Below are 24261 nucleotides of genomic sequence, written 5' to 3'. Positions count from 1 at the left end.
TTAGCGCTTGATGGTCGTGAGGTTCGGAATGACCTTCTGACCCGGGTTGAGGAACGCGCCTGCGGTGAGCACCACACGCTCGGTTCCGGTCAGGCCGCTGGTGATCGCGACGCCCGCATCGGAGACCTGCCCGGTCTTGATCGCGCGCCGTTCCGCCTCGTCCTTCGCGTTGAGGATATAGACATAATTGCCTTTGGAGTCGCTCTGGATCGCCGATTGGGGCAACTGCGGCATCACCGCGCCACCCGCGACGATCCGCGCGGTGGCGAAACCGCCGGGACGCAACGCCTTGTCGAAGCTCAGCGCGACGCGGGCGACGCCCTGGCGAGTCTGGGGATCGATTACCGGCGACACCTGCCACACTTCGCCGGTGAAGGTCTGGTCCATGCCGACCGGCGTCACCTCGGCGCGGGCGCCGACGGGAACGCGGTGGAGATCGGCTTCGCTCAGCTGGGTGCGCAATTCCATCTGCCCGCCCTGGGCGACGCGGAACAGCGTTCCCGAACCGGAGCTGACGATCTGGCCCGGCTCCACCGCGCGGGTCAGCACGAGGCCAGCCGCAGGCGAGCGGATGTCAAGTCGCCGGTTGCGCGCGGCGGTTTCGGACAATTGCGCCTGCGCCACGCGCACGCGCGCTGCGGCCGCATCGCGGGTGGCGGTCTTGCGATCAAGATCGGCTTTGGAGATGAAGCCACGACCGACCAGCTGTTGCGCGCGATCGAGTTCCGCCTGGGCAAGATCGAGATCGGCCTGCGCGACGCGCACCTGCGCCGCCAGCGACTGCGCCGTCTGACTCTGCACGCTGCGGTCGACGGTCGCGAGGACCTGGCCCGCATCCACCCAGTCGCCCGGCTCCACGAGCACGCGGGTGACCATGCCGCCTTCGCCGGCCACGCCGACCGGCATTTCGCGCCGCGCGGCCAGCGAGCCGGTGCCGCTGACGATACTCTGGACCGTCTGGCGCCCGGGCACGGCGACGGTAACGGTCGGAAGCTGGCGCCCCTCGCCCTGAGCGCCCTTTGCGGCGCCGGCACCGGCGGCGGGCCCGGCCTTGTCATCGGCTCCGCCTGCGCCAAAGGCGAACCAGGCGCCTGCGATCACGACGACGGCGATGACCGCACCGATGATCCACCAGCGACGACGCGACCGCTTCCCCTCGTCGCCGGTCAAAGCGAGCCGTTCTTCCCCACCGAACATCCGTGCCTCGTAATTCATGCGTGACCTCTTTCCACCGCGGCCTTGCGACCGGCGCGGGTCTTTCCCGTCACGCTGTATTATCTGAATAAGTCACTTGCCTCAAGGGCTCTTTGCAACCGGATCGCGCCATGCCTGTTTTCCCCTTGTTCCGCAAGGGTCGGCAGGATCGTTGCGCTGCCGAATCAGCGTTTGCAGCCGCATCGTTCATCAGGCAAGCTGCGGTTCGCCCCGATGGGAAGGGGTGGAGGTGAAAACAGGAGGAACACATGCCCGACGGAATTCTCGGTTGGATTCTCATCGGCCTGGTGGCCGGCATCCTTGGCAAGCTCATCATGCCGGGCAAGGACCCGGGTGGGATCATCGTCACGATCCTGATCGGAATCGCCGGCGCGCTGCTGGCGGGATTCGTCGCGCCGTCGATCGGAGTGGACCTTTCGAGCACGCTGTCGAGCTATATCGCGGCGACGATCGGAGCGGTCGTGCTGCTCGCGCTCTATCGTCTGGTGATGGCGCGCCGGGTGCGCTGAGTTACGCTTTTTCGGGTCGTTCAGCCCCGGTTGTCCCGCCCTGTGCCAAACAGCGGCGGGACAATTTGCTGAAGGGATCCGGAATGTTTCGATTGATGACCGCCATGAGCCTCGCCGCGATGCTGCCGATGACGGCGGCTGCGCAGGTGGCGACGCCCGGTTCCGCCCTCGCCGTCGCCGAAGGCACGCTGCTCGACGTGGTGGCCGAGGGACAGGTCAACCGCGTTCCCGATGTCGCGACGATCCGCGCGGGCGTGGTCACCCAGGGCGGCACGGCCGCGGAGGCGCTGGCCGCCAATGCGCGCGAGATGGCGTCGGTGCTGGCCGCGCTGAAGGCCGCCGGGATTGCCGCGCGGGACATCCAGACTGCGACCATCTCACTCAACCCGCAATATCGCTATGGCGACAACCAGCCCCCGACGATCACCGGATATCAGGCGTCGAACAGCGTTTCGGTGAAGTTCCGCGACATCGCGCGCAGCGGCGCGATCCTCGATGCGCTGGTGCAACAGGGTGCGAACCAGATCGACGGGCCGAACCTGTCGATCGATGCGATCGATCAAGCGACGGACGCGGCACGAGTCGATGCGATCAAGCGCGCCCGCGCGCGCGCCGAACTCTATGCCCGTGCCCTGGGAATGAGCGTCCAGCAGATTCTGTCGGTGAGTGAGGCGATGGATGGCGGGGCGCCCGGCCCGGTGCCGCAGATGATGGTGCGCGCGGAAGCCAAGGATTCGACCCAGCTGGTGCCCGGCGAGCAACAGGTGAGCGCGAACGTCCGTGTACGCTTCCTGCTGAAGTGATCCGAACGGGGCAGGAGGTGGGGCCGTCCTGCGTGGGACGGCCCCTTTCCTCTCCGAATGCGTCCTCTCCGAACTTGCGTGCCGCGTTTAGCCCATTGGCCCACCGCCAGCCAGACTGGCCATTCGAAAGGGATCGCGTCGCCCGGACATGGTTCCGCCCGCGTTTTTGAGGCGCGGGCGGTGGGAGAGGTCGTTGCTGATTGCAGCGATCAGTATTTCTGCTGGCGCTCATACAGCGAGCGGTAATGCTGGATGCGCGTGACGCGCAGGCCCGGCATACCCGACCGGTCGATCGCGCGCTGCCACCCGGCGAATTCCTCGACCGTCAGGCCATAGCGGTCGCATACCTCGTCAATCGTCAGCAAGCCGCCATTCACCGCCGCGACGACCTCCGCCTTGCGGCGGACGACCCAGCGCGTCGTTTCGGGCGGCGGCAGCGAATCGAGCGTCAGCGGCTCGCCGAGCGGCCCGATCACCTTTGCCGGTCGGATCTTCTGGTTCTCAATCATTACCACCTCGATCAGGGCGGGGGGCCCCCGTCTTCTTGTTCTGACGACCGTAACGGTCCGGGCTTGAGCATCGGCTAAGCGGCACGGTAAACGCCGCGTTCATTGCCCTTTCCACCGGGTTAGCGCGCCTTCCATCGCCAGGTTGAACGCGCCATGCGCCGGGGCGAGCAACCCACTTACGGGCGCCGACCGATCCAGCCGCGTCTGCAACCGCGCGGTCGGCCCCGCCGACTGGCGCACCGCCGCACCCGCCAGCAACACCGCCAGCGGTACGGGGATCGCGGTTACCGCCACGTCCCGGTCGAATCGGAAGCTCAGATCCATCTACGCATACTGTCATCGGTCGAATCCATCCGACTCGGTTTAGCGAAGAAGGTTGAAGGGCCGGTAAATGCGCGAATTTTGCATCGCGGACTTCGCGCCCCTATGTGCGCGCACGATGTTCTCGGGAGATTTCCAGCTCGAAGGGCCGCTTGCGCAGCGGCGGATCGTCGTCGCCATGTCGGGCGGCGTCGACAGTTCGGTGGTGGCTGCGCTCGCCGCGCGCACCGGCGCCGAGACGATCGGGGTGACGCTCCAGCTCTACGACCATGGCGAGGCAGTGGGACGTGCCGGAAGCTGTTGCGCGGGCCGTGACATCCGCGATGCGCGCGCGGTGTGCGATCGGCTGGGCATCGCCCATTATGTCTTCGATCACGAAAGCAGCTTTCGCGGACAAGTGATCGACGATTTCGCCGACACCTATCTGGCCGGACGCACGCCGATCCCCTGCGTCAAATGCAATATGGGGCCGAAATTCACCGACCTGTTCGCGCTCGCACGCGATCTTGGTGCCGATTGTCTTGCGACCGGTCATTATGTCCAGCGCGCGATCGGCCCCGACGGCCCCGAACTGCACAAGGGCGCCGATCCGGCGCGCGACCAGAGCTATTTCCTGTTCGCCACCACCAGCGCTCAGCTCGATTTCCTGCGCTTTCCGCTGGGCGGCCTGCCCAAGGCGCGGGTGCGCGAGATCGCGGCGGAGATCGGCCTTGGCGTGGCGGGAAAGCCCGACAGCCAGGATATCTGCTTCGTCCCCGATGGCGACTATGCCTCGCTGGTCAAGAAACTGCGCCCGCAGGCCGAGACGCGCGGCGATATCGTCGATGAACGCGGCGCGAAGCTCGGCGAGCATCGCGGCCTGATCCATTTCACCGTCGGCCAGCGCCGTGGGCTCGAGATCGGCGGCACGCCCGAGCCGCTCTACGTCATCCGGCTCGACCCTTCGACCCGACAGGTCGTGGTCGGTCCCAAATCCGCGCTCGCGGTGCGCGCCGCGCGGATCGAGGGACTCAACTGGATCGGCGGGGGTCATGAGGGACCGCTGACCGCCAAGGTCCGTTCGATGGCGCGCCCCACGCCCGCCCGGCTCGATGGCGACCGGGTGGTGTTCGACACGCCCGAATATGGCGTCGCGCCGGGTCAGGCGGCGGTGCTCTACGCTGGCGAGCGCGTGCTGGGCGGCGGCTGGATCGCCGAGACCGAGCGCGCGGAACTGGCTCCCGCCTAGGGTTCGAGCGCTCCCGCGACGATCGGCGTCACCTTCTCGACGATCGCCTCGATCCCCTGTGGGTTGGGATGAACTCCATCGGGCAGCATCAGCGCGCGATTCGTGACGACGCCGTCCAGGAAGAAGGGGTAAAGCGCGGCGTCATAGCGTTTCGCCAGATCGGCATAGATCGCGTTGAACGGCTCGGCATAATCGCGGCCCATGTTCGGCGCGGCGACCATGCCGGTGAGCAGGATGGGAATGCCGCGCCGCTGCAGCTCCGCGCAGATCGCCGTCAGATTGGCGCGCGTCTCGGCGGGGTCGATGCCGCGCAGCATGTCGTTGCCGCCAAGGTTCACCATCACCAGATCGGGCGTGCGGTCGAGCCCGTCGAGCGTGAAGGCGAGGCGTCGTAATCCGGCCGAGGTCGTGTCGCCCGAAACCCCGGCATTGCGGACGGTCGCCGCCACGCCGCGGGCCGCCAGCGCCTTTTCGAGCCGGGCGGGAAAACTCTCCTGCGGCAGCACGCCATAGCCCGCATAGAGGCTGTCGCCGAAGGCCACCACCAGCTTGCGGTCGGCGATCTCCGCTGCGCCATTGACGGGTTCGGAGGCCGCCGTGACGGGTCCGGTCGTTTCGTTTCCGGGCTTTTTCTCATCCGAACAGCCGGCCAGCCCTTGGAGGAGCAGCACCGCGCCCGCATATGCAACGAACCTGTTGGTCAAGGAACCCGTCTCCACTCATGTCGATCGAACCAGCGGCGGATATCGCAATCCGCGCACGCAATGTCACCCTGACGCTCGGCACGCGCGAGGCACCCACCGACATCCTCAAGGGAATCGACCTCGATATCGCGCAGGGAAGCAGCGTCGCGATCCTGGGGCCGTCGGGGTCGGGCAAATCGTCGCTGATGGCGATCCTCTCCGGCCTCGAGCGCGCGAGCGGTGGAACGGTCAGCGTTGCGGGGGTCGCCTATGACAGGCTGGACGAGGACGGGCTGGCGCTCGCACGCCGCGGGCGCGTGGGCATCGTCCTTCAGGCGTTCCACCTGCTCCCGACCATGACCGCGCTCGAAAATGTCGCGGTGCCGCTCGAACTCGCCGGGGCGCCCGACGCCTTCGCGCGCGCGCAGGCGGAGCTGGAAGCGGTCGGCCTCGGCCATCGCCTGACCCATTATCCGGTGCAATTGTCGGGCGGCGAGCAGCAGCGCGTCGCCATCGCGCGCGCTGTCGCCGGGCGTCCCCAGATCATCTTCGCCGACGAACCGACCGGCAATCTCGACGGCACCACCAGCGGCGCGATCGTCGACCTGTTGTTCGACCGCCAGCGCGCGGCGGGCGCGACGTTGCTCATCATCACCCATGATCCGGCGCTGGCGCAGCGCTGCGACCGCGTGCTGACGATGCGCGACGGGCTGATCGTGTCGGACGACGCAGCTTGAGCGGCGCAACTTCACTCGGCTGGCGCGCAAGCTGGAGCATCGCGCGTCGCGACCTGCATTCGGGCTTTCGCGGGCTGCGGCTGCTCCTCGTGTGCCTGTTTCTCGGTGTCGCGACGCTGGCGACGATCGGCAGCCTGACCGCGTCGATCACCTCGGAAATCTCCGCACGGGGGCAAATTCTGCTCGGCGGCGATGTCGAGGTGGCGATGACGCAGCGCCAGCTCTCCGCTGCCGAACGCGCTGCGCTGGCGCAGCTCGGCACGGTGAGCGACACGATTCGCACGCGCGCGATGGCCCGCCGCACGACGCCGATTGCTGGCGCGCCCGATGCGGTGCTGACGGAGCTCAAGGGCGTCGATTCGGCCTATCCGCTCTACGGCACGCTGACGCTGGAAACCGGAGCATACCGCCCGCTGGCGCCCGATGCCGCGCTGATCGGTCGCGCATTGTCCGAACGGCTGCTGCTCCAGCCCGGCGATACGCTCCGCTATGGCGAGGCCGATTTCCGCGTCGCCGCGATCATCGCCGACGAACCCGACCGGGTGGGGGAGGGCTTCACCCTCGGTCCGGTCGCGATCGTCTCGCGCGCGGGCTTTGCGCGTACCGGGCTGATCCAGCCGGGCGCGCTCTACGAAACCAAATACCGCATCCGCCTCAATCCCGGCGTCGATCCCGAAGCCGCGGTCGAGGGCCTCAAGGCGAAGTTCCCCAATGCCGGCTGGGAATATAAGGATCGCGACCGTGCGGCCCCCGGCGCGGTGCGCTTCTTCGAGCGGATGGGGCAGTTCCTCTCGCTGATCGGCCTCGCCGCGCTGGTGATCGCGGGGATCGGCGTCAGCAACGGCGTCGCCTCCTATCTCGGGCAGAAGCGCGGGAGCATCGCGACGCTCAAGATCCTGGGCGCCACCTCGACCGATATCTCGCGCATCTATCTGCTCCAGATCGCCGCGGCGACCGCGCTGGCGGTGGGCGTCGGGCTGGTCATCGGCGCGCTGCTGCCGATCGCGTTCGTCGCGCTGGCGGGCGACCTGCTCCCCGTCGCGCCGGGACTCGGCATCTATCCGCTCCCGCTCGCGACCAGCGCCGCCTATGGCGTGCTGATCGCGTTCGCCTTTGCGCTGCCCCCGCTCGCCCGCGCGCGCACCCATCCCGCCGCGGCGCAGCTGCGCAGCGGGGTCGAGGACGGGCGCCGCGTCGACCGCCGCACCGCGCTGCAGGTCGCGGCGGCGGGGGCGCTGGTCGTCACGCTGGCGCTTGTCACCGCGCGCGAGCCGATCTTCGCCGCCGCGGTGCTCGGCGCGGTCGCGGCGGTGCTGCTCGTGCTGCTCGGCATTGGCGCGTTGGTCCGGCGGATCGCCGCGCGGCTCCCGCGCCCGCGCCGCCCGCTGCTGCGCCTCGCGCTTGCCAACCTCCATCGTCCCGGCGCGCAGACCGTCGCGCTGGTCATCGCGCTCGGCCTCGCGCTCACCTTGTTCGTCACGCTGGCGGCGATCCAGACCAGCCTTAACGCCGAGATCGATCGCGCGGTGCCGCAGCGCGCGCCCAACCAGTTCGTGCTCGATATCCCCTCCGACGCGCGCGAGCGTTTCGTCGCGACGGTGAAGCGCGCGGCGCCCGAGGCGAAGCTCAACATCGTCCCATCGCTGCGCGGCACGATCACCGCGTTCGGTGGCCAGCGTGTCGCCGACCTCGCCGAGCTGCCGGAGGGCGCGTGGTTCCTTCGCGGCGAGCGCGGTGTCACCTATTCCGACGTGCTGCCGCAAGGCAGCGATCTGGTGGCGGGCCAGTGGTGGCCGCGCGACTATGCCGGTCTCCCGCTGGTCTCGCTCGACCGCGAGGCGGCGGCGATCTTGAAGGTCGGGGTCGGCGACACGCTTACCGTCAGCATCCTCGGCCGCGAGATCGAGGCGAAGATCGCCTCGCTGCGCCAGGTCAACTGGGACACGATGGGGTTCAACTATGTCCTCGTCTTCTCGCCCAGCACGCTTGCCGCCGCGCCGCACAGCCTGACCGCGACGATCGAGATGGACGACGCCAACGAGGGCAAGGTGTCGCGCGCGCTGCTCGGCGCCTTCCCCTCGGCCTCGATCATCGCGATCAGCGAGGTGGTGGGGCAGGTGCGCGCGATCCTCGACCAGATGGCGACCGCGATCCTGATTTCGACATCGGTCGCGATCCTGGCCGGGATCGCGGTGCTGGTCGGGGCGATCGCGGCGTCGCGCCATGCGCGCACCTATGACAGCGTGATCCTGAAGACATTGGGCGCGACGCGCTGGCAGATCCTGGGTGCGCAGGCGCTGGAATATGCGCTGCTCGCCGCGACGCTGGCGCTGCTCGCGCTGGGCCTGGGCGGGCTGGCGGGCTGGTACGTCATCACCGGCGTGTTCGAATTCGGCTGGGCGCCCGACTGGGGAATCGTGCTCGCGACGCTAGGCGCGGGCACGCTGCTGACGCTCGGCATCGGCCTGCTCGGTTCGCTGCCGCTGCTGTCGGTCCGCGCGGCGCAGGCGTTGCGGCGGCTGTAGGCGCTACAGGTAGAACGTCCCTTCGATCACGGTGACGCAGCGGCCGCGCAGCATCACCTGATCGCGCGCCGCCTCGCACGCGACATGCCCGCCGCGCGCGCTTGCCTGGAATGCGGTGAAGCGCGTGCGGCCCAGCCGTGCCGCCCAATAGGGGGTGAGTACGCAGTGGGCCGACCCGGTCACCGGGTCCTCGTCGATCCCCGCCGCAGGGGCGAAGACGCGGCTGACGACATCGGTCTCCTCCCCCGGCGCGGTGACGATGTTGAGCGTATCGCCGATTGCCGCCAGCGCGCGGAAATCGGGCGTGAGGGCGCGCACCGCCGCTTCGCTGTCGAGCACCATGAGGTCGTAGCCGTTGGGATGCCGCAGCGTCTTCCCCTGATCCTCCGCCAGCCCCAGCGCGGCGCGCAGTCCCGGAACGTCCGCGGGCACGGGCGGATAGGCGGGCAGCGCCATCGCATAGCCTTCGCCCTCACGCGCGACCGACAGGATGCCGGCGCGCCGCGTGCGAAAGCGGACTTCGCTCAGCGCCGCATCGCGCGAGAGGAGATAATGCCCGCTCGCCAGCGTCGCATGGCCGCACAGCGCCACCTCGACCGCCGGGGTGAACCAGCGCAGCTCATAGTCCGCCGCGCCACTCGCGTCGGGCACGAGGAAGGCGGTCTCGGCCAGGTTGTTCTCTTCGGCGATCGCCTGCAGCATCGCATCGTCGAGCCAAGCGTCGAGCGGCATCACCGCCGCCTGATTCCCCGTGAACGGCCGGTCGGCAAAGGCATCGATCTGGGCAAAGGGCAATTGCATCATGCGTCCTTGATGGGGCCCAGCTCGTCCGCCTCGCGCAGCGGATCGCCGGGCCGGTCGACCTGTCCGACCGGGTCGACATGGATGAGAATCTCGGTCTCCGGAAACTCGGCGGCGAGACGGTGTTCGAGCGCCTCTACCACGTCATGCGCCTCCGCAACGCTCATCGCGCCCGGGATGTGAACATGGAACTGCGCGAAATCCTGCGACCCGCTGGTGCGGGTGCGCAGGTCGTGCAGGCTTTCGAACCCCGGCATCTGCGCCGCCACCGCGACAAAGGCACGGCGCTTTTCGTCCGGCCATTCGCGGTCCATCAGCTGCCCGATGGCGTCGCTCGCCGCGCGCCAGGCGCCCCATAGCAGCCACAGGGCGATGCCGATCCCGAATACCGGGTCCGCGCCGCGCAGCCCGACGATCGATTCGAGCACCAAAGCGGCGATCACCCCGCTGTTGAGCAGCAGGTCCGACTGATAGTGGAGCCGGTCGGTGCGGATCGCGATCGATCCGCTCGCGGCGATGGCGCGCGCCTGATAGGCGGTGAGCGCCAGCGTGACGAGAATCGCGGCGACCGAGACTGCGATGCCCGCCTCCGGATCGGCCGCCAGTTCGCCGCTCGCGAACCGCTCGACCGCGCGCACCGCGATGAAGGTGGCCGAGACCGAGATCAGCACCACCTGGAACAGCGCCGCCAGCGCCTCGGCCTTGCCATGGCCGAAACGGTGATTGGCATCGGCCGGCTGCGCAGCGATCCGCACCCCCGCCAGCGTCACCAGCGACGCGACGAGATCGAGCAGGCTGTCGGCGAGGCTGGCGAGCATCGCCACCGATCCGGTCGTCCAGGCGGCATAGCCCTTGAGCGCGCCGAGCAGCATCGCTGCGGCGACGCTGGCCATCGCGGCGCGGGTCGGCGTTGCGCTCACGGGTATAGCAGCCCCTCGTCCCAGCCGCTGGCAGTGCGGGTGAATACGCGCCGCTCGTGCAGCCGGTGTTCGCGGTCCATCCAGAATTCGATCCGCTCGGGCGTCACGCGATAGCCGCCCCAATGCGGCGGACGCGGGACGTCGCCGCCCTCGAACCGTTGGCGCGCCGCCTCGTACCGCGCCTCGAACGTCGCGCGATCAGGCAGCGGCCGCGACTGATCGCTCGCCCAGGCGCCGAGCTGCGAATCGCGGCTGCGTGAAGCGAAATAGGTGTCGGACTCGGCCGCCGAGACCGAGCTCACCGGCCCCTCGATCCGGATCTGGCGGCGCAATGATTTCCAGTGAAACAGCAACGCAGCACGCGGTGTCACCGCCAGCTCGCCCGCCTTGCGGCTCTCGCCATTGGTATAGAAGACGAATCCGCCCGGCCCGTGGCCCTTGAGCAGCACCATCCGCACCGAAGGCTGGCCGTCGGCGCCGACAGTGGCCAATGCCATCGCATTGGAATCATTGGGTTCGCTCGCACGGGCTTCGCGATACCAGCTATCGAACAGCGCAAAAGGATCATCAGCCATGGCGCGTGCCATAACGCCTGTTCGCCGCAAGGGGGAGAGAAATGGCGCGGGCGGCGGGTATCGGTATCGGGGAAAATATAGTTCGGAACAGCCGGATCGCTGCGTCTAGTGCTAGGAGGACCCAGCATGTGCGCCCAGATCCGCCAACCCGCCGATAACCGGCACGACGTTGCATCGATCGCCTTGCGCTATGAGCGGGCGGTACATGCCTTTTTCCTGCGCCGGGTGAGGGATCGCGCCGAGGCGGATGACCTGACGCAGGATGTGTTCGCGTCGCTGGCCCGCCGGTCCGATGGCGACGCGATCGAGAATATCGAGGGCTATGTCTTTCAGGTCGCGACCAATTTGCTGCGCGACCGGTCGCGCCGCCGCACCGTTCGGCCGGATATTCAGGGCGAAGGGTTCGCCGATCCGCTGGGAAGGCTGATCGACGAGATATCGCCCGAACGCGAGATGATCGGCAAGGACAGTTACAGCCGCTTTCTCAGAATATTGGAGGCTCTGCCGGAGCGCCCCCGTATGGTGTTCATTCTCAACCGGTTCGAGGAAATGACGGGGCGTGAGATCGCGGCGTTTCTCGGCCTTTCACAACGCCAGATCGAAAAGGATATCAGCAGGGTTCTCGCCGCATTGCGGGAGGAACTGCCATGAACCTTTCCGCGATCCGACGCCCCCCCGAAAATGCGCAGGAAGCGGCGATTTGGTGGGCGGCGCGTCGTCGGCTTAATCCCGCCGGTTTCGCGAGCGACGAGCGGTTCGCTCAATGGCTGAAAGAGGAGGCCAATCAGCGCGCCTGGCGCGAGGTCGTGCGGCGTGACGATCAGGTCGGTGGTTTCGCAACGATGCCGGAAATCCGCGAGATGCGCCTGCAGGCGCTGGACATGGCGCGTCAGCAGAACGGGCGACGGCGTCGCAAATGGGGTGTAACCTCGGCGATCGCGGCAAGCCTTGCCCTGATCGTCGCATTTGACGGGATGTCGCGTCTCGATCCGAACGCCGCCGCCCCGGCCGCGACGGAACATGTACAGCGGTACGCGACCGCGATCGGGCAACGGCGCGACGTGATCCTGGGCGACGGGTCCAGCGTGACGCTGAATACGGGCTCGTTGATCGAAGTTCGCTTCTCGCCCGACCGTCGCGATGTCCGCCTGCTGCAGGGGCAGGCAATGTTCAACGTCGCCAAGGACGCCGATCGCCCCTTTGTCGTGTCGGCGCGGAACCGCCAGGTGACCGCGCTCGGCACCGCGTTCGATGTGCAGATCCGGCAGGATGGACAGGTCAAGGTTCTGCTTGTCGAGGGCCATGTACGCGTCGCCCCCGTCAATCCGAAGGGATTGAGCCGCATCATCCCCGCATTGGCGCGCACGGACCTGCAGCCGGGCCAGCAATTGCTGACGGAAGGGGCCGAAGCCGTCGAGGTCTCGGCGGCGGACGTCGAGCGCGAGACCGCGTGGAACCGTGGCGTGCTGATCTTTCGGAACGACATGCTGGGCGACGCGATCAAGGAAGTGAACCGCTATTCCCAGCTGCAATTGGTGGTGGATGATCCGGACGTCGCAGCGTTGAAGGTGAGCGGCATCTTCCCCACTGCGGACCAGGAGGATTTCGTCGCCGCGCTGTCCACCCTTTATCCGCTTCGCGCGGAGCGGGAACAGGGCGGCACCATTCGTCTTTCGTGGAAGAATCCTGCCCGCAGCCGAGTCCGTTCATAGGAAAATAACGAATATCGTTCGGACTCATCAAATCCCTGCGTCTTGAATGGATAGAGGGCGCAAACGCCCGACCAGATGGGGGAGAGGAATGTCACATCGGGCATATGGCCGGTTGATGGCCACTGCGCTTGCGGGTGCAGCGATCGGATTCGCGCCGGTTTTTCCGGTCGTCGCCGCCGCGCAGTCTTCGGAATTGCGGACTTATAATATCCCGGCGCAGGACCTGTCGCGCGCGCTGGAAGCCTTTGGACGGCAAAGCGGGAAATCGGTCCTGTTCGATCCTGCCCGGCTGATCGGCGTGCGTTCGCACGCGCTGCGCGGCAAGCATTCCCCGGACGATGCGTTGCGCAAATTGCTGACCAGCACCGGCCTCACGGTCCGCAAGGCGAATGCGAACAGCTATGTGATCGATGCGCTCCCCGCGCCGCGCAGGGCGCCCGAGCCCGCTCGAACGAGCGAGGCACCGCCCCAGGCGGAAACCGCGAGCGTCGAGCCTGCCCCGGCGGAGGAGGAGGCGATCACGGTCACGGGAACGCGGATCAGCGGCTTCACCGCCCCGACGCCCGTCACGATATTGGGCCGGGGGGAATTGGACCGCAAGGCGGTGAGCACCGTTTCGGAATTGCTCGACGACGTGCCGCAGCTTCGCATCAACCAGAATATCGGCAAGTCGAGCGAGCCGGTCGGCGGATCCAATGCAGACCTGCGCGCGCTGGGCACCCAGCGCACGCTGCTCCTGATCGACGGCCGCCGGGTCGCCTTCACCGATCCGGCCGGGACGATCGACACCAACATCGTCCCCGTCGCATTGATCAGCAATGTCGAGATCGTCACCGGCGGCGCCTCCGCCGCCTATGGATCGGATGCGGTCGCGGGCGTGGTCAATTTCATCCTCGACAAGAATCTCAAGGGGCTGAGGCTGGACGCGTCCTATGGACAGACCATCTATGACGACCATCACCGGCCCGCAGTCAGCGGCGCCTATGGCACCAAGCTCTTCGACGATCGGCTGCAACTGACCCTTGCCGGCGACTATATGCGCAACAGCGGTCAGACGGCGCAGGCGACCCGGCCTTGGGGCAGCCGGGGGACGGCGCTGCTGACCAATCCGGCCTACACGCCGACCAACGGCCAGCCCCGCCTGATCATCTCCGACAATGCGCGGTTCACCAACATGACGGCGGGCGGCGTCATCACCCGCACCAATTCCGCCAATCCCAATGCGACGGGACCCAGCCTGGCGCAGCGCCTGGGCTTCGCGGCAGGCACGGGGGTACAGTTCGATCGTAACGGCAACCCGGTTCCGTTCGTCTATGGCACCAATATCGGCGGCACCTTCATGACGGGGGGCGATGGCGGTCAGCTGACCGACGATGGCAACATCCTGCCGGAAATCGAGCGTGTCACGGCTTATGGCGGCGTCCGGTTCGACATCACCGACAACGTCACCTTCTTCACCGATTTTCTCTATTCGCGCGTGAACGTCCTGTCCGACCTGTCCCCGAACCGGGACGATGCCGGCGTAACCATCCAGATCGACAACGCATTCCTGGCGTCGCCGATGCGGGACGCGATGACGGCGGCTGGCGTGAACAGCTTTCTGCTCGGTCGCATGAATTACGAAGACCAGACGTCGCTGTTCGACAACAAGACGGAGGTCAACCGCTTCACCTTCGGGCTGGAGGGGCGGTTCGGTGACGGCTGGACCTGGGACATTTCCGGCCAGATCAGCCGCAACAGTTACGAGTCGATCAGCCACTATAACCGGATCAACAGTCGCTGGAGGATGGGCATCGACAGCGTGATCGATCCGGCGACCAACCGGCCGGTCTGCCGCGCGCTGCTTGCCAATCCGAACCCGACCGATGCGCAGGACCCCTATCGCGATATTCGTGAGTGCGTGCCGATCGACCCGTTCGGTGCCGGATCGATCGATCAGCGGGCGCTCGACTATTATCGCGGTACATCCTGGACACGCTCACGGCAGGAACAGGACGTGTTCGCGGCCAATTTGTCGGGCAGTCCGTTTGCAACCTGGGCAGGCGATGTGAAGGTCGCGATCGGCGCCGAATATCGCCGCGAAAAGACCGTGCTCACCGCCGATGACGATTCGGCTGCGCGGCGCTGGCGCTCGATCAATTCCCAACCGTTCGAGGGCGAGTTCGACGTCAAGGAAGGCTATGCGGAGGTCGTGGTGCCACTCGCCAACGGCAGCCGCTTTGCCGACAATCTCGAACTCAACGGTGCCGTTCGCTACACGGATTACGAGCTGAGCGGTGCGGTCACCACCTGGAAAGTCGGCGTCAATTATTCGCCCATTCCGGATGTCCGGTTTCGCGCCACGCTGTCGCGGGATATCCGCGCGCCCAACAATTGGGAACTGTTCTCGCGCGGCAATCAGGTGATCAACGGGATCATCGATCCGCGCGACAATGTGGCGCGCCCGACCTTGCAGATCACCGCCGGCAATCCGGCACTGGAGCCCGAAAAGGCCGATACCTTCACCGCCGGGGTGGTCTTGCAGCCGGACTTTCTTCCGGGGCTGAGGGCATCGGTGGATTACTACCGCATCAAGATCAACCAGGCGATCGCCACCGTCCCTTCGCAGAATATCGTCGATTTCTGCGAAGACGGGCGGACCGAATTCTGCGCCAGCGTGATCCGCAACCCCAGCACCGGGATCATCACCCAAATCAACGCCGCGCCGTTCAATGCCGAGGCGTTGAAGACCAGCGGGGTCGATTTCGAGCTGCAGTACCGGACCGCTTTCCTGGGGGGCGATCTCGGTCTGCGCGGGCTGGCAAATTATGTCGCCGAACTGTCGACCACCTCCAACGGCACGACCAACGACTATGTCGGTCTGGCCGGCATTGGCGCGCCACCCCAGGGCGTGCCCGAATGGCGCGTCAATCTCGACGCGAATTACGCGATCGGGAAGTTCAAGTTGGGCATCGGCTATCGCTATATCGACGGCGGCAACTTCGATACGCGCTTCAACATCACCCGACTCGACATCGCCGACAACACTGTGGCCGGGCGCAGCTATGTCGACGTGTCGGGATCGTACAAGCTGACATCGAACATCGAACTCTATGGCCGCGTTGAAAACCTGTTCAACGTCTATCCGCCGATCACGCCCAATTCGATCGCGACGCCGACGATCGCCAACTCGCAGTTCTTCGACCGTCGCGGCACCTTCTACGTCGTGGGCGCACGGTTGCGACTGTGACGGCGCGTCACGCCATCGGAACATCAAGGAGTTTGAGAGCGTGAACGGATCCATGAACCGCCGTGCCCTGATGGCTCTGGCGCCCGGCCTGCTCCTGGCCCGGCCGGCCTGGGCGCAATTTCCGCTGGGAAGGCTGCCGCCGCCGACGCCCGCGGACCGGGCGATGCTGCGCGGAGCGATCGATATCCACACCCATCTCGATCCCGACAGCTTCGGACCGCACAGCGTGCAGGCCCGCCGCGCGCTGGACGTGATCGACATGGCGGAGCGCGCGAAGAAGGCGGGAATGCGCGGCTTCGTCATCAAGCAGCATTACGATCAGACCGCCCAGCTCGCCTATCTTGCGTCAAAAGCGGTGCCGGGTGTCGAGGTGTTCGGCCAGCTATGTCTCAACCACCCGATGGGGGGGCTGAACCCGGCGGCGGTGTATCATTTCGGCGAGGTGAAGGGCGGGCGCGCGCGCATCGTCAGTATGCCCACCTGGGATAGCGAGAAGAACATCACCTCGCGCGGACAGGACCGGCCGCCCGTGCGCGTTTCGAAAGACGGCGAGCTGCTGGCCGAAACAAAGGCGGTGATCGCCGCGATCGCAAAGGCCGATGTCCGCGACAGCGACGTCCGCCTCGCACTCGCGACCGGGCATTTGAGTCCGGCCGAGGCGCTGATGGTCATCCGCGAGGCGAAGCGACAGGGGATCGCGCGGGTCTTTGTGACGCACGCCATCGGCCATCCGATCGACATGACCATGGCGCAGATGCAGGAAGCCGTCCGCCTGGGCGCGCAGATCGAATTCGTCGCCGGATTTCTGATCGGGCAGCGCGCCAGTTTCACCTTCGACCAATATGCCCGGGCGATCCGCACGCTCGGTCCCGACCATGTGATCCTGAGCAGCGATGGCGGGCAATTGGGGCAGGTCATGCCCGACGACATGATTGCGATGGTTGCAGGCCTGCTCCGTGGGCGCGGGTTCACTGCGGCGGAGGTGCGCCGGATGACGGCCGATAACCCGGCGGCGCTGCTCGGTCTGCCGCCCGTGCCGACGCAAAACTGACCGACAAGGGGGGATGAGGTGATGGATAAGGCATTTTTTCTGGCCACATGCAGTGGCCTGGCGTTGCTGGCGTGCCCGGCCGCCGCGCAGGATATCGGCGACGAGTCCGACTCCGATGCGATCGTCATCACCGCATCGCGCACGGCCACCAACGGTTTGGATGCACCAACGCCCACCCAGGTGGTCGGTGCGGAAACGATTGATCGCCGCGCTGCGGAAACGATCATGGACGTGCTGAACCAGAACCCGGCCTTCAAGGCATCGCGGTCCCCAGGGGCAAACGCGACCAATTTGTCCAGCCCGGGTCAGGCGACCGCGGATTTGCGGGGACTTGGCGGGCAGCGGACGCTGGTGCTGGTCAATGGCTCGCGCGTCGTACCGTTCGCGCCTTCGGCCAACCAGAGCACGCCGAATACCACCGACCTCAATCTGATGCCGACGATCATGATCGACCGGATCGACGTGGTAACGGGCGGCGCCTCCGCACTCTATGGTTCCGACGCGGTGTCGGGCGTGGTCAACCTCATCATGAAGACCCGCTATGACGGGATCGACGCACGTGTTCAGACCGGCATTTCGGAAGAGGGGGACGACCGTCGTTTCCGCGTCGGCGTACTGGCGGGCACCGATTTCGCCGACGGGCGCGGGCACCTCGTCCTCAGCGCGGACTATTCGGACGTCGAGGGAGTAGGCAGCTTCTATTCACGCGACTGGGGTCGTCGCGAGCATCTGATCGTCACCGACCGCACAGGCCCAACCGATCTGCTGCTCGCGGAAAATGTGGTCAACTCGCTGGGCGCTGGCGGCGTGATCGTTCGCGTTCCGACCGGCGCGTCTCCGGCGCTTGCCGCGCTGGTCGGGATGACCTTCAATCCCGACAAGTCGCTGCGCAGGTTCGACTATGGCAGTCCGATCGATGGCCGGGTGATGGTCGGCGGCGAAGGCCAGTCGGTCAATGCGCAGACCACGACCGTACCCGGTGTCGAGCGGGGGACCCTGTATGGCAGCCTCTATTTCGACTTTTCGGACTCCCTGACCGCCTATGTCGAGGGTGGCTGGTCGAAGGCGCAGGGCACCATCACCAGCGCGGTGCTGCGCCTCAACAGCCAGACGATCCGGGGCGACAACCCATTCCTGCCAGCGGAGGTTCGCGCGCTGCTGCCCGAGAACCAGTCGATCAGCATCAGCCGGATCGGCTTCGATATCGGCAACAACCAGTTCCGCGTCACCAACGAGACGCCGCACGGCACGATCGGCCTGAAGGGCAAGCTGGGCGGCAGCTGGAGCTGGGACGCGCACAGCAGCTACGGCATCAACTATTTCAAACAGCGCGCCAGCAAGGTCCTGGTCACGCAAAACCTCAATTTTGCGATCGACGCGGTGGATGAGGGGCGGTTTCTCACCGGCGTATCGAACGGTCGGATCGTCTGTCGCGCCGTGGCGCAGAACAATCCGGCTGCCGCAGGATGCCAGCCGCTCGATCTGTTCGGCGAAGGCAATACGAGTGCCGCGGCGCGCGACTATATCTGGGGCGAGCCTGCCTCCGACGTCAAATATACCCAGTTCACGGTCGCCGCGAATGTGGTCGGCAATCTGTTCGACCTTCCCGGTGGGGCGCTCCGCCTCGCCTTTGGCGGCGAACATCGCAGGGAGACGTCCCGTCTCACTGCCGATCCGATTTCGGCGGCGAGCGGCTATCTGGGCGCGGGCAATGCAATTCCCTGGTCCGGCAGTTTCAGCGTGACAGAGGGCTATGCCGAGGCGACCGCGCCGCTTTTCACCGGATTCAATCTGAACGGCGCGCTGCGCTATGCCGATTACAGCACCGCAGGCGGGCAGACCGCGTGGAAGGCCGGTGCGGTATGGGAGCCGCTTGATGGCCTGGTCCTGCGCGTTTCGCGCTCGCGCGACATTCGCGCGCCCGCTCTCAACGAGCTGTATAGCCCCGGCAACGTTCTGACCAATCCGATCACGCTGATCGTCGACGGCAAGAGCAAGACCGCAAATATTCCGCAGAATGCGACCGCCGGGAACATCAACGTCAAACCGGAACTCGGCGATACCTGGACGGCCGGCGTTGCGTATCGGGGCACCGGGGCGCTGCGCGGGCTGGGGGTGTCCATCGATTATTACAATATCCGCATCACGGATGCGATCTCCAACCCCACCAGCGCGCAGATCGCCCAGCTGTGCAGCGCGGGCGACCAGGCCTTTTGCAACGCCTTCACCTATGGACCCGACCCCGCCGCGCCCGGGGAGCGCATCCACACCGCCATGCTCGCCGGAACGCTCAATCTCGGCTCCTTCACCCAGGAGGGGATTGACGGGACGTTGAATTACGACAGCCGCGTCGGCTTTCTCGGCGAAAGCGGCAGGTACAGTGTCGGGGCGAGCGGAACCTATGTGCTCCGTTCGGTCGTCGATCCCGGGACGGTGGGTTCCGTCCCATTCGATCATTCCGGGGCGATGAATGCGTCCACGCTTGGCGCGATCCCGAAATTTCGCGCCGATCTGAGCCAGACGCTCGGCAATGATCTATGGGAAGTCTCGCTGCAGACGATGTTCATCAGCGCGGGGGTGCAGGACAAGACCTACAATATTCCCGGTGGACCGACGATCAACGACAATCGCGTGCCATCGACATGGTATTTCAACCTGACGGGCAAGTTCTTCTCAGGAGAGGAAAAGAACTACGAACTCTTCTGGGCAGTGAATAACCTGTTTGACCAGGATCCGCGCCCGACACCCTATTTCGTCCTGAACGCTCCGGTAAACGGGCAATATTACGACAAGATCGGTCGGCGTTACACCGTCGGCGTGCGAATACGCATGTAAACGCACAACCAGCTCCCCTCGGGCGCCCTTCGGGGCGCTCCTTTTTTTCTCACGCGCGAGAGGGTGCCAATGATGAAGAGCGATGTCGTGCGCAGGTCGCTTCTCGTTTTGCTCGCTACCTTGTGCGCTGGCTGCGCGCTGAACGACGAAGGCATGTCGGCACGATCCCTCCTAGCGGAGGAGGCTGCAGACCGGCTCGCGATCGCAAAACTGGCCATCGAATTTTCGTATCTGCTGGACCATGGCCGTGCGGACGAAGTCGCAAGGCTGTTCACGCCCGATGCGGTGTTTGAAAACCCGCAACAGGGCCTGCGCCTCGTTGGCCGCCGGTCGATCGGTGACTATTATGCGCGCCGCGCGCGTGATCCACGAACGACGCGGCATGTCTCGACCAATCTTCATCTGGTCTTCGAAGCCCCCGATCGCGCCGTGGGAACGCGCCTGATCACCTATTATCGCGGCGACGGGAACGGACCGCCATTCCCCGCCCAACCCGGCTCTGTCGGCGAATATACGGAAGTTTTCGTGCGAGGCGACGATGGCCAATGGCGGTTCGCGCTACGCAGAAACGAACTGATATTCGCGAACCGTCCGAAGCCATAGCGCCCCTGCAATGCCGCGTGCCGCTACCCGTATCGCCATAAAGGGCATCGGAAGGAGAGGCACGCCGCCTTTGACGGGCGCGGCCTCGCGCAGCTGCATGAGATCGGAATGGTACGCTTCCGCGCGCCTTCCTATTTGCGGGCCCGAATCTCGCTGATCGTCTTGCCGGTCCAGCGCCGGACCGCGCGGCGCAGGTTCGCGCTGTCGCTGAAGCCTACCTTCCAGGCGACATCGTCCACGCTCATCCGTGTCGTCTGGAGATATTCGATCGCCAGCTTGCGGCGGACATCGTCGACGATCGCGCCATAGCTGGAGTCCTCGGCCGCGAGTCGACGGCGTAGCGTCCGCTCCTGCAGCCCCAGCTGCTCGGCGATCGCCTCCATCGAGGGAAAGTGGCTCGGGGCGTTCATCAGCAACTGATAGACCTCACCCGACAGGCCGGAGGATATCCGCGACTGGCCGATCAGCCGGTCGCACGTCTCCTCAAGCATCGTCCGGGTCAACCGGTTCCCCAGCTCGGGCGTCTGGTCGAGGATGCCGATCGCATAATGGAGTTCGTTCGCCTCCTGATCATACAGGCACGGACAGGACAGCGCGCGTGCGTCCTCCGCCGAAAACGAGTCTTCGGGCAAGGCGAACAGCGCTCGGACCGGCAAATTGTCGGTGCCCGCCGTATCGCGGATATGGGTAAAGGTCATCTTCATCTGCTGGCGCACCAGAAAGGTGCGCACGTCGCTGCTCATCACGTCGCGATAGATTTCCCGGAACTGCCAGATCGCCACATCGCCCTCGGCCCGCCATTCGAGGCGCACCGTGGGCGTGGCGAGCGGCTGGTAGCGCACGGCGAAGTCGAAAAAGTCGCGCATCGTCGGCGAACACATCAACGCATAGCCGTACATGCCATAGGCCGAGAGGTGGAGGCGGGCGCCGATCGCGAATGCGTCGGCGAACCCGGCCCCCGCCGCGACGATGTTCTCGCACGCGGTGAGATACTGGCCGATCGAGGTCATCGTGTGGGGATCGCGCACCTCCGCCAGTGACAGGCCGGTGCGCTCCAGCACGGTCTCAGCGCTGATCCCGCGATCGGCAACGGTGTCGATCACCGTCGCGATCTTGAACGGGGCGAAGCTGCGCTGGTTGAGCGAGGGAAACCCCGCCCGCGGGTTGCGACCGGTTGCTCCACCGTCATCTATTGCGTTGCCCGCCATCGCTTATTCTCCCGCTGCATCTGTCCGCTAAAGACATAGCGATGTCCGCCAATGCGCTTACCCTTGGGTGTGTCAGACCATAAGCAAGGCATCAAGTCGGCAAAGCCCGGCGGCGGCGATGGCCGCGACGAACAGACATCAAGGAGGGGATAAGGTCATGTCGATCCGAACCGATCATCTTGGACGCCGTGCGCAGCTGCTCGGTCGTTCCGCGCTGGCTCTGGCGCTGCTGGCCGCCCCTGTGGCGGCGTATGCGCAAGCGACCGAGCCTGTTGCGGAGCCGGATTCGGAAGAGGCGACCGAGATTGTCATCACCGGCTCGAGCATTCGCGGGATTCCACCCACCGGCTCCGGCCTGATCAGCGTGACGCGTGAGGACGCGAAGCTGATCGGCGCGGCGAGCACGCCCGAACTGCTGGCGACCGTGCCGCAGCTCAACAGCTTCAACACGGCGCCGCGGGTCAGCAACAACGGCCTTGGCTCGTTCGCGCCCGGCCTGCGCGGCCTGCCGACCGCCGCGACGCTGCCGCTGATGAACGGGCATCGTCTGATCTCGGGCAGCACCCAGCAGACCAACCCCGACTATCCGTTCATTCCCGAACTGGCGATCGAGCGGATCGAGATCGTCGCCGACGGCGCATCGGCGATCTACGGTTCGGAAGCTGTCGCCGGCGTCGTGAACTTCATCACCCGCAAGCGCGTGAAGGGGGTGGAGGCAATTGTCCGCTACGGCATTGCCGACGATTACAACGCGTTCAGCGCGGGCCTCGTCGCCGGGCATGACTGGGGTAGCGGATCGATCCTCGCCGCCTATCAATATCAGGACAACAGCAACATCACCGGTGCCGACCGCAGCTATCGCTCGCTCGATTTCCGCGCAGCGGGCGGCATCGACACGCGTTCGGCGGTGTGCCCCGATGCGAATGTCAACCTGTTCGCCGGGACGATCTATGCAGCGCCCAGCCTCGCGCCCGGCCTGAACACCTGCGACCCGCGCGGGCCGGTCGATCTGTTGCCGCAGAACCGCACGCACAGCGCGTTCGTGACCGCGCGACAGGAGGTGTCCGATGCCGTCACTCTATGGGCGGATTTCCTCTATTCGGACCGCCGCGACGTGGTGCAGGCCGCGCTTCCGGGTCAGACATTCGTTCTGATCACCGCCGCCAATCCGTTCTTCCGCGCGCCGCCTGGCACGGGGTCGCTATTCGGATATTTCGATTTCCGCCCGGACCGGCTGGTGGGTGCCGACCATTTCGACCAGACCTTCCGCGTCCGCAGCGGCAATGCGACCGCAGGGGTCGATATCGGCCTGCCCGGTGAGTTCAAGGCAAGCATCTATGGTTCGTTCAACTTCTCGCGCAACGACACGTTCCAGCCGGGGATCAACACCACCGCGCTGACCGCCGCTGCCGCAGGGACCACGACCGCCACAGCGCTCGATCCGTTCGGCTATAGCACCAGCCCGGCGGTGGTCGCGGCGATCCTCGACAACCCCACCACCTTCGACAACCGCCAGCGCACGCGCATCGGTGCGGTCAAGGTCGACGGGCCGCTGGCCGATCTGCCGGGCGGCGCGCTCAAGATCGCGGTCGGCGCGGAATATCGCCGCGAAACCTATCGCCAGCGCGGCCAGAGCGGCGGGGTCGGCTTCCCCGAGGATCTCGAGCGCAACGTCAAGTCGCTCTATGGCGAGCTGTTCGTGCCGATCTTCGGCGAGGGCAATGCAACGCCGGGAATGCATAGCCTCGCGCTCTCACTCTCGGGCCGCTATGACGATTACAGCGACTTCGGTTCGACCAGCAATCCGAAGATCGGGCTGACCTGGGAACCGGTCGAGGGCATCAACCTGCGCGGCAGCTATGGCCGGTCGTTCCGCGCGCCGGGCCTGCGCGATCTCGGCTCGACGGTCGGCTCCTATTATTCGGCGGCAGCGCTGGTCGATGCATTCGGCGCGCGCGATCCGTCGCGCGGCGCGACGCAGGTCAACACGATCCTGCTCTATGGCGGGAATCAGGACCTCACTCCGGAGACTGCGCGCACCTGGTCGCTGGGCGCCGACTTCCGCCCCAACTTCGCGCCGAACCTGAGCGCAAGCGTCACCTTCTACGACATTCATTACGACAATGTGATCGGCACCCCGTCGGGGCTGGGGGCGCTGTTGTTCAGCGATCCGACCTTCGCCGCGCGAGTCATCCGCGATCCCAGCGCGGCGCAGCTGAACGCGGCGATCGCAAACACCGTTCCCTTTTACTACACCTTCGCCGCAGTGCCGACGATCGGCAACATCCTCGACCTGCGACAGGGCAATTTCGGGGTGCGCGAGACCAACGGGATCGATTTCGACCTGCGCTATCGCCACGATGTCGGTTTCGGCACGGTTTTCGGCGGGGTCGCGGGCAATTACATCCTCAACTACCGCAACCAGCTCTCGCCGACCTCGGCGGTGAGCAACTCGCTGGATGCCGGCATTCCGCGCACCACGCTGCGCACCACGCTTGGTTTTACCGCCGGGCCGGTGACCTTCGTCAACTATGTCAATCATCGCAGCGGCGTCACCGCGTCCTATGCGACGCCGACCGGTTCGGCGCTGTACGAGGCTGAGGGTTACACGACCGTCGATCTGCGCCTGACGGTGCGGCTGCCCGATCTTGCCTTTGCCAAGGGGCTGGAGCTGGGCTTGCAGATCAACGACCTGTTCGATGCGACCCCGCCCTTCTTCCCGGGCACCGACGGCATCGGCGGCGCCTACAACGCGATCGGTCGATATGCGGCGATGAGCCTGCGGACCTCCTTCTGA

Annotated in this window: 20 protein-coding genes; 12 read left to right on the top strand and 8 right to left on the bottom strand. The window is 66.1% G+C overall.

Annotated features, from left to right (window positions below; all coding sequences use genetic code 11):
• Positions 1–1215, bottom strand: coding sequence for an efflux RND transporter periplasmic adaptor subunit (locus FPZ54_RS12720; RefSeq protein ID WP_145847727.1), 1215 nt, complete (start codon positions 1213–1215; stop codon positions 1–3).
• A 248-nt stretch (positions 1216–1463) separates the two neighbouring features.
• Between FPZ54_RS12720 and FPZ54_RS12715 the strand changes: the two genes are divergently transcribed.
• Both FPZ54_RS12715 and FPZ54_RS12710 read left to right on the top strand, forming a co-directional pair.
• Positions 1464–1724, top strand: coding sequence for a GlsB/YeaQ/YmgE family stress response membrane protein (locus FPZ54_RS12715; protein WP_145847725.1), 261 nt, complete (start codon positions 1464–1466; stop codon positions 1722–1724).
• An 83-nt stretch (positions 1725–1807) separates the two neighbouring features.
• The gene (locus FPZ54_RS12710) at positions 1808–2527 is read left to right on the top strand and encodes an SIMPL domain-containing protein (protein WP_186456759.1); all 720 of its coding nucleotides are present in this window, start codon (positions 1808–1810) and stop codon (positions 2525–2527) included.
• Between the two features lie 209 nt (positions 2528–2736).
• Here FPZ54_RS12710 and sciP read toward each other — a convergent pair whose 3' ends face one another.
• Positions 2737–3036 carry a CtrA inhibitor SciP gene (gene sciP, locus FPZ54_RS12705; protein WP_145847723.1) on the bottom strand — a complete coding sequence of 100 codons (300 nt, stop codon included), beginning with the start codon at positions 3034–3036 and terminating at the stop codon, positions 2737–2739.
• 99 nt (positions 3037–3135) lie between these two features.
• On the bottom strand, positions 3136–3360 hold the full coding sequence (locus tag FPZ54_RS12700) for a hypothetical protein (protein ID WP_145847721.1): 225 nt from the start codon (positions 3358–3360) through the stop codon (positions 3136–3138).
• Positions 3361–3475: 115 nt separating this feature from the next.
• Between FPZ54_RS12700 and mnmA the strand changes: the two genes are divergently transcribed.
• Entirely contained in the window at positions 3476–4585 is a 1110-nt protein-coding gene (mnmA, locus tag FPZ54_RS12695) for a tRNA 2-thiouridine(34) synthase MnmA (RefSeq protein ID WP_145847719.1), read from the top strand.
• Here the strand turns inward: mnmA and FPZ54_RS12690 are convergent.
• Complete coding sequence (locus FPZ54_RS12690; protein ID WP_145847717.1) at positions 4582–5289, bottom strand: arylesterase; 708 nt, start codon at positions 5287–5289, stop codon at positions 4582–4584. The two genes, mnmA and FPZ54_RS12690, sit on opposite strands and share 4 nt — an antisense overlap.
• A 17-nt stretch (positions 5290–5306) precedes the next feature.
• On the opposite strand from FPZ54_RS12690, the gene FPZ54_RS12685 reads away from it, so the two are divergent.
• A complete protein-coding gene (locus FPZ54_RS12685) occupies positions 5307–6005 on the top strand; it encodes an ABC transporter ATP-binding protein (RefSeq protein ID WP_145847715.1) in 699 nt (232 codons plus the stop codon).
• On the top strand, positions 6002–8530 hold the full coding sequence (locus FPZ54_RS12680) for an ABC transporter permease (RefSeq protein ID WP_145847713.1): 2529 nt from the start codon (positions 6002–6004) through the stop codon (positions 8528–8530). Before FPZ54_RS12685 ends, FPZ54_RS12680 begins: the two co-directional genes overlap by 4 nt.
• 3 nt (positions 8531–8533) lie before the next feature.
• On the opposite strand, the gene FPZ54_RS12675 is transcribed toward FPZ54_RS12680, so the two are convergent.
• Genes FPZ54_RS12675 through pdxH form a run of 3 tightly spaced genes read right to left on the bottom strand, consistent with a single transcriptional unit; the run spans position 8534 to position 10826 of the window.
• Positions 8534–9331 carry a PhzF family phenazine biosynthesis protein gene (locus tag FPZ54_RS12675; RefSeq protein ID WP_145849810.1) on the bottom strand — a complete coding sequence of 266 codons (798 nt, stop codon included), beginning with the start codon at positions 9329–9331 and terminating at the stop codon, positions 8534–8536.
• Complete coding sequence (locus FPZ54_RS12670; protein ID WP_422396532.1) at positions 9331–10251, bottom strand: cation diffusion facilitator family transporter; 921 nt, start codon at positions 10249–10251, stop codon at positions 9331–9333. Before FPZ54_RS12670 ends, FPZ54_RS12675 begins: the two co-directional genes overlap by 1 nt.
• Positions 10248–10826 carry a pyridoxamine 5'-phosphate oxidase gene (gene pdxH / locus FPZ54_RS12665; protein WP_239019565.1) on the bottom strand — a complete coding sequence of 193 codons (579 nt, stop codon included), beginning with the start codon at positions 10824–10826 and terminating at the stop codon, positions 10248–10250. The genes FPZ54_RS12670 and pdxH overlap by 4 nt, the downstream gene beginning before the upstream one ends.
• Before the next feature lie 126 nt (positions 10827–10952).
• Here pdxH and FPZ54_RS12660 point away from each other — a divergent pair, with 126 nt between their 5' ends.
• The 6 genes from FPZ54_RS12660 to FPZ54_RS12635 all read left to right on the top strand — a co-directional run bounded on the left by FPZ54_RS12660 (position 10953) and on the right by FPZ54_RS12635 (position 20256).
• The gene (locus tag FPZ54_RS12660) at positions 10953–11477 is read left to right on the top strand and encodes an RNA polymerase sigma factor (protein WP_145847709.1); all 525 of its coding nucleotides are present in this window, start codon (positions 10953–10955) and stop codon (positions 11475–11477) included.
• Complete coding sequence (locus tag FPZ54_RS12655) at positions 11474–12538, top strand: FecR family protein (RefSeq protein ID WP_145847707.1); 1065 nt, start codon at positions 11474–11476, stop codon at positions 12536–12538. Before FPZ54_RS12660 ends, FPZ54_RS12655 begins: the two co-directional genes overlap by 4 nt.
• An 88-nt stretch (positions 12539–12626) precedes the next feature.
• The gene (locus FPZ54_RS12650) at positions 12627–15767 is read left to right on the top strand and encodes a TonB-dependent receptor (protein WP_239019564.1); all 3141 of its coding nucleotides are present in this window, start codon (positions 12627–12629) and stop codon (positions 15765–15767) included.
• Between the two features lie 52 nt (positions 15768–15819).
• On the top strand, positions 15820–16818 hold the full coding sequence (locus FPZ54_RS12645; protein ID WP_222428303.1) for a DUF6282 family protein: 999 nt from the start codon (positions 15820–15822) through the stop codon (positions 16816–16818).
• 21 nt (positions 16819–16839) lie between these two features.
• On the top strand, positions 16840–19653 hold the full coding sequence (locus FPZ54_RS12640) for a TonB-dependent receptor domain-containing protein (protein WP_145847705.1): 2814 nt from the start codon (positions 16840–16842) through the stop codon (positions 19651–19653).
• Positions 19654–19722: 69 nt separating this feature from the next.
• Positions 19723–20256 carry a nuclear transport factor 2 family protein gene (locus tag FPZ54_RS12635; protein WP_145847703.1) on the top strand — a complete coding sequence of 178 codons (534 nt, stop codon included), beginning with the start codon at positions 19723–19725 and terminating at the stop codon, positions 20254–20256.
• 131 nt (positions 20257–20387) lie between these two features.
• Here FPZ54_RS12635 and FPZ54_RS12630 read toward each other — a convergent pair whose 3' ends face one another.
• Positions 20388–21464 (bottom strand): AraC family transcriptional regulator, encoded by a 1077-nt coding sequence (locus FPZ54_RS12630; RefSeq protein ID WP_145847701.1) that lies wholly within the window; start codon positions 21462–21464, stop codon positions 20388–20390.
• A 157-nt stretch (positions 21465–21621) separates the two neighbouring features.
• On the opposite strand from FPZ54_RS12630, the gene FPZ54_RS12625 reads away from it, so the two are divergent.
• Positions 21622–24261, top strand: a complete 2640-nt coding sequence (locus FPZ54_RS12625; protein WP_145847699.1) for a TonB-dependent receptor plug domain-containing protein — start codon at positions 21622–21624, stop codon at positions 24259–24261.

The sequence above is a fragment of the Sphingomonas suaedae genome, assembly GCF_007833215.1.
GTDB lineage: Bacteria > Pseudomonadota > Alphaproteobacteria > Sphingomonadales > Sphingomonadaceae > Sphingomonas > Sphingomonas suaedae.
Note: the sequence above shows the minus strand (reverse complement) of the source record. Positions and strands in the feature narration are given on the sequence as shown.

Coding starts and splice junctions, on each gene's coding strand:
- FPZ54_RS12720 (WP_145847727.1), bottom strand. CDS start 1,215: ATGAATTACGAGGCACGGATGTTCGGTGGGGAAGAACGGCTCGCTTTG.
- FPZ54_RS12715 (WP_145847725.1), top strand. CDS start 1,464: ATGCCCGACGGAATTCTCGGTTGGATTCTCATCGGCCTGGTGGCCGGC.
- FPZ54_RS12710 (WP_186456759.1), top strand. CDS start 1,808: ATGTTTCGATTGATGACCGCCATGAGCCTCGCCGCGATGCTGCCGATG.
- sciP (WP_145847723.1), bottom strand. CDS start 3,036: ATGATTGAGAACCAGAAGATCCGACCGGCAAAGGTGATCGGGCCGCTC.
- FPZ54_RS12700 (WP_145847721.1), bottom strand. CDS start 3,360: ATGGATCTGAGCTTCCGATTCGACCGGGACGTGGCGGTAACCGCGATC.
- mnmA (WP_145847719.1), top strand. CDS start 3,476: ATGTTCTCGGGAGATTTCCAGCTCGAAGGGCCGCTTGCGCAGCGGCGG.
- FPZ54_RS12685 (WP_145847715.1), top strand. CDS start 5,307: ATGTCGATCGAACCAGCGGCGGATATCGCAATCCGCGCACGCAATGTC.
- FPZ54_RS12675 (WP_145849810.1), bottom strand. CDS start 9,331: ATGCAATTGCCCTTTGCCCAGATCGATGCCTTTGCCGACCGGCCGTTC.
- pdxH (WP_239019565.1), bottom strand. CDS start 10,826: ATGGCTGATGATCCTTTTGCGCTGTTCGATAGCTGGTATCGCGAAGCC.
- FPZ54_RS12660 (WP_145847709.1), top strand. CDS start 10,953: ATGTGCGCCCAGATCCGCCAACCCGCCGATAACCGGCACGACGTTGCA.
- FPZ54_RS12655 (WP_145847707.1), top strand. CDS start 11,474: ATGAACCTTTCCGCGATCCGACGCCCCCCCGAAAATGCGCAGGAAGCG.
- FPZ54_RS12650 (WP_239019564.1), top strand. CDS start 12,627: ATGTCACATCGGGCATATGGCCGGTTGATGGCCACTGCGCTTGCGGGT.
- FPZ54_RS12645 (WP_222428303.1), top strand. CDS start 15,820: ATGAACCGCCGTGCCCTGATGGCTCTGGCGCCCGGCCTGCTCCTGGCC.
- FPZ54_RS12640 (WP_145847705.1), top strand. CDS start 16,840: ATGGATAAGGCATTTTTTCTGGCCACATGCAGTGGCCTGGCGTTGCTG.
- FPZ54_RS12635 (WP_145847703.1), top strand. CDS start 19,723: ATGATGAAGAGCGATGTCGTGCGCAGGTCGCTTCTCGTTTTGCTCGCT.
- FPZ54_RS12630 (WP_145847701.1), bottom strand. CDS start 21,464: ATGGCGGGCAACGCAATAGATGACGGTGGAGCAACCGGTCGCAACCCG.
- FPZ54_RS12625 (WP_145847699.1), top strand. CDS start 21,622: ATGTCGATCCGAACCGATCATCTTGGACGCCGTGCGCAGCTGCTCGGT.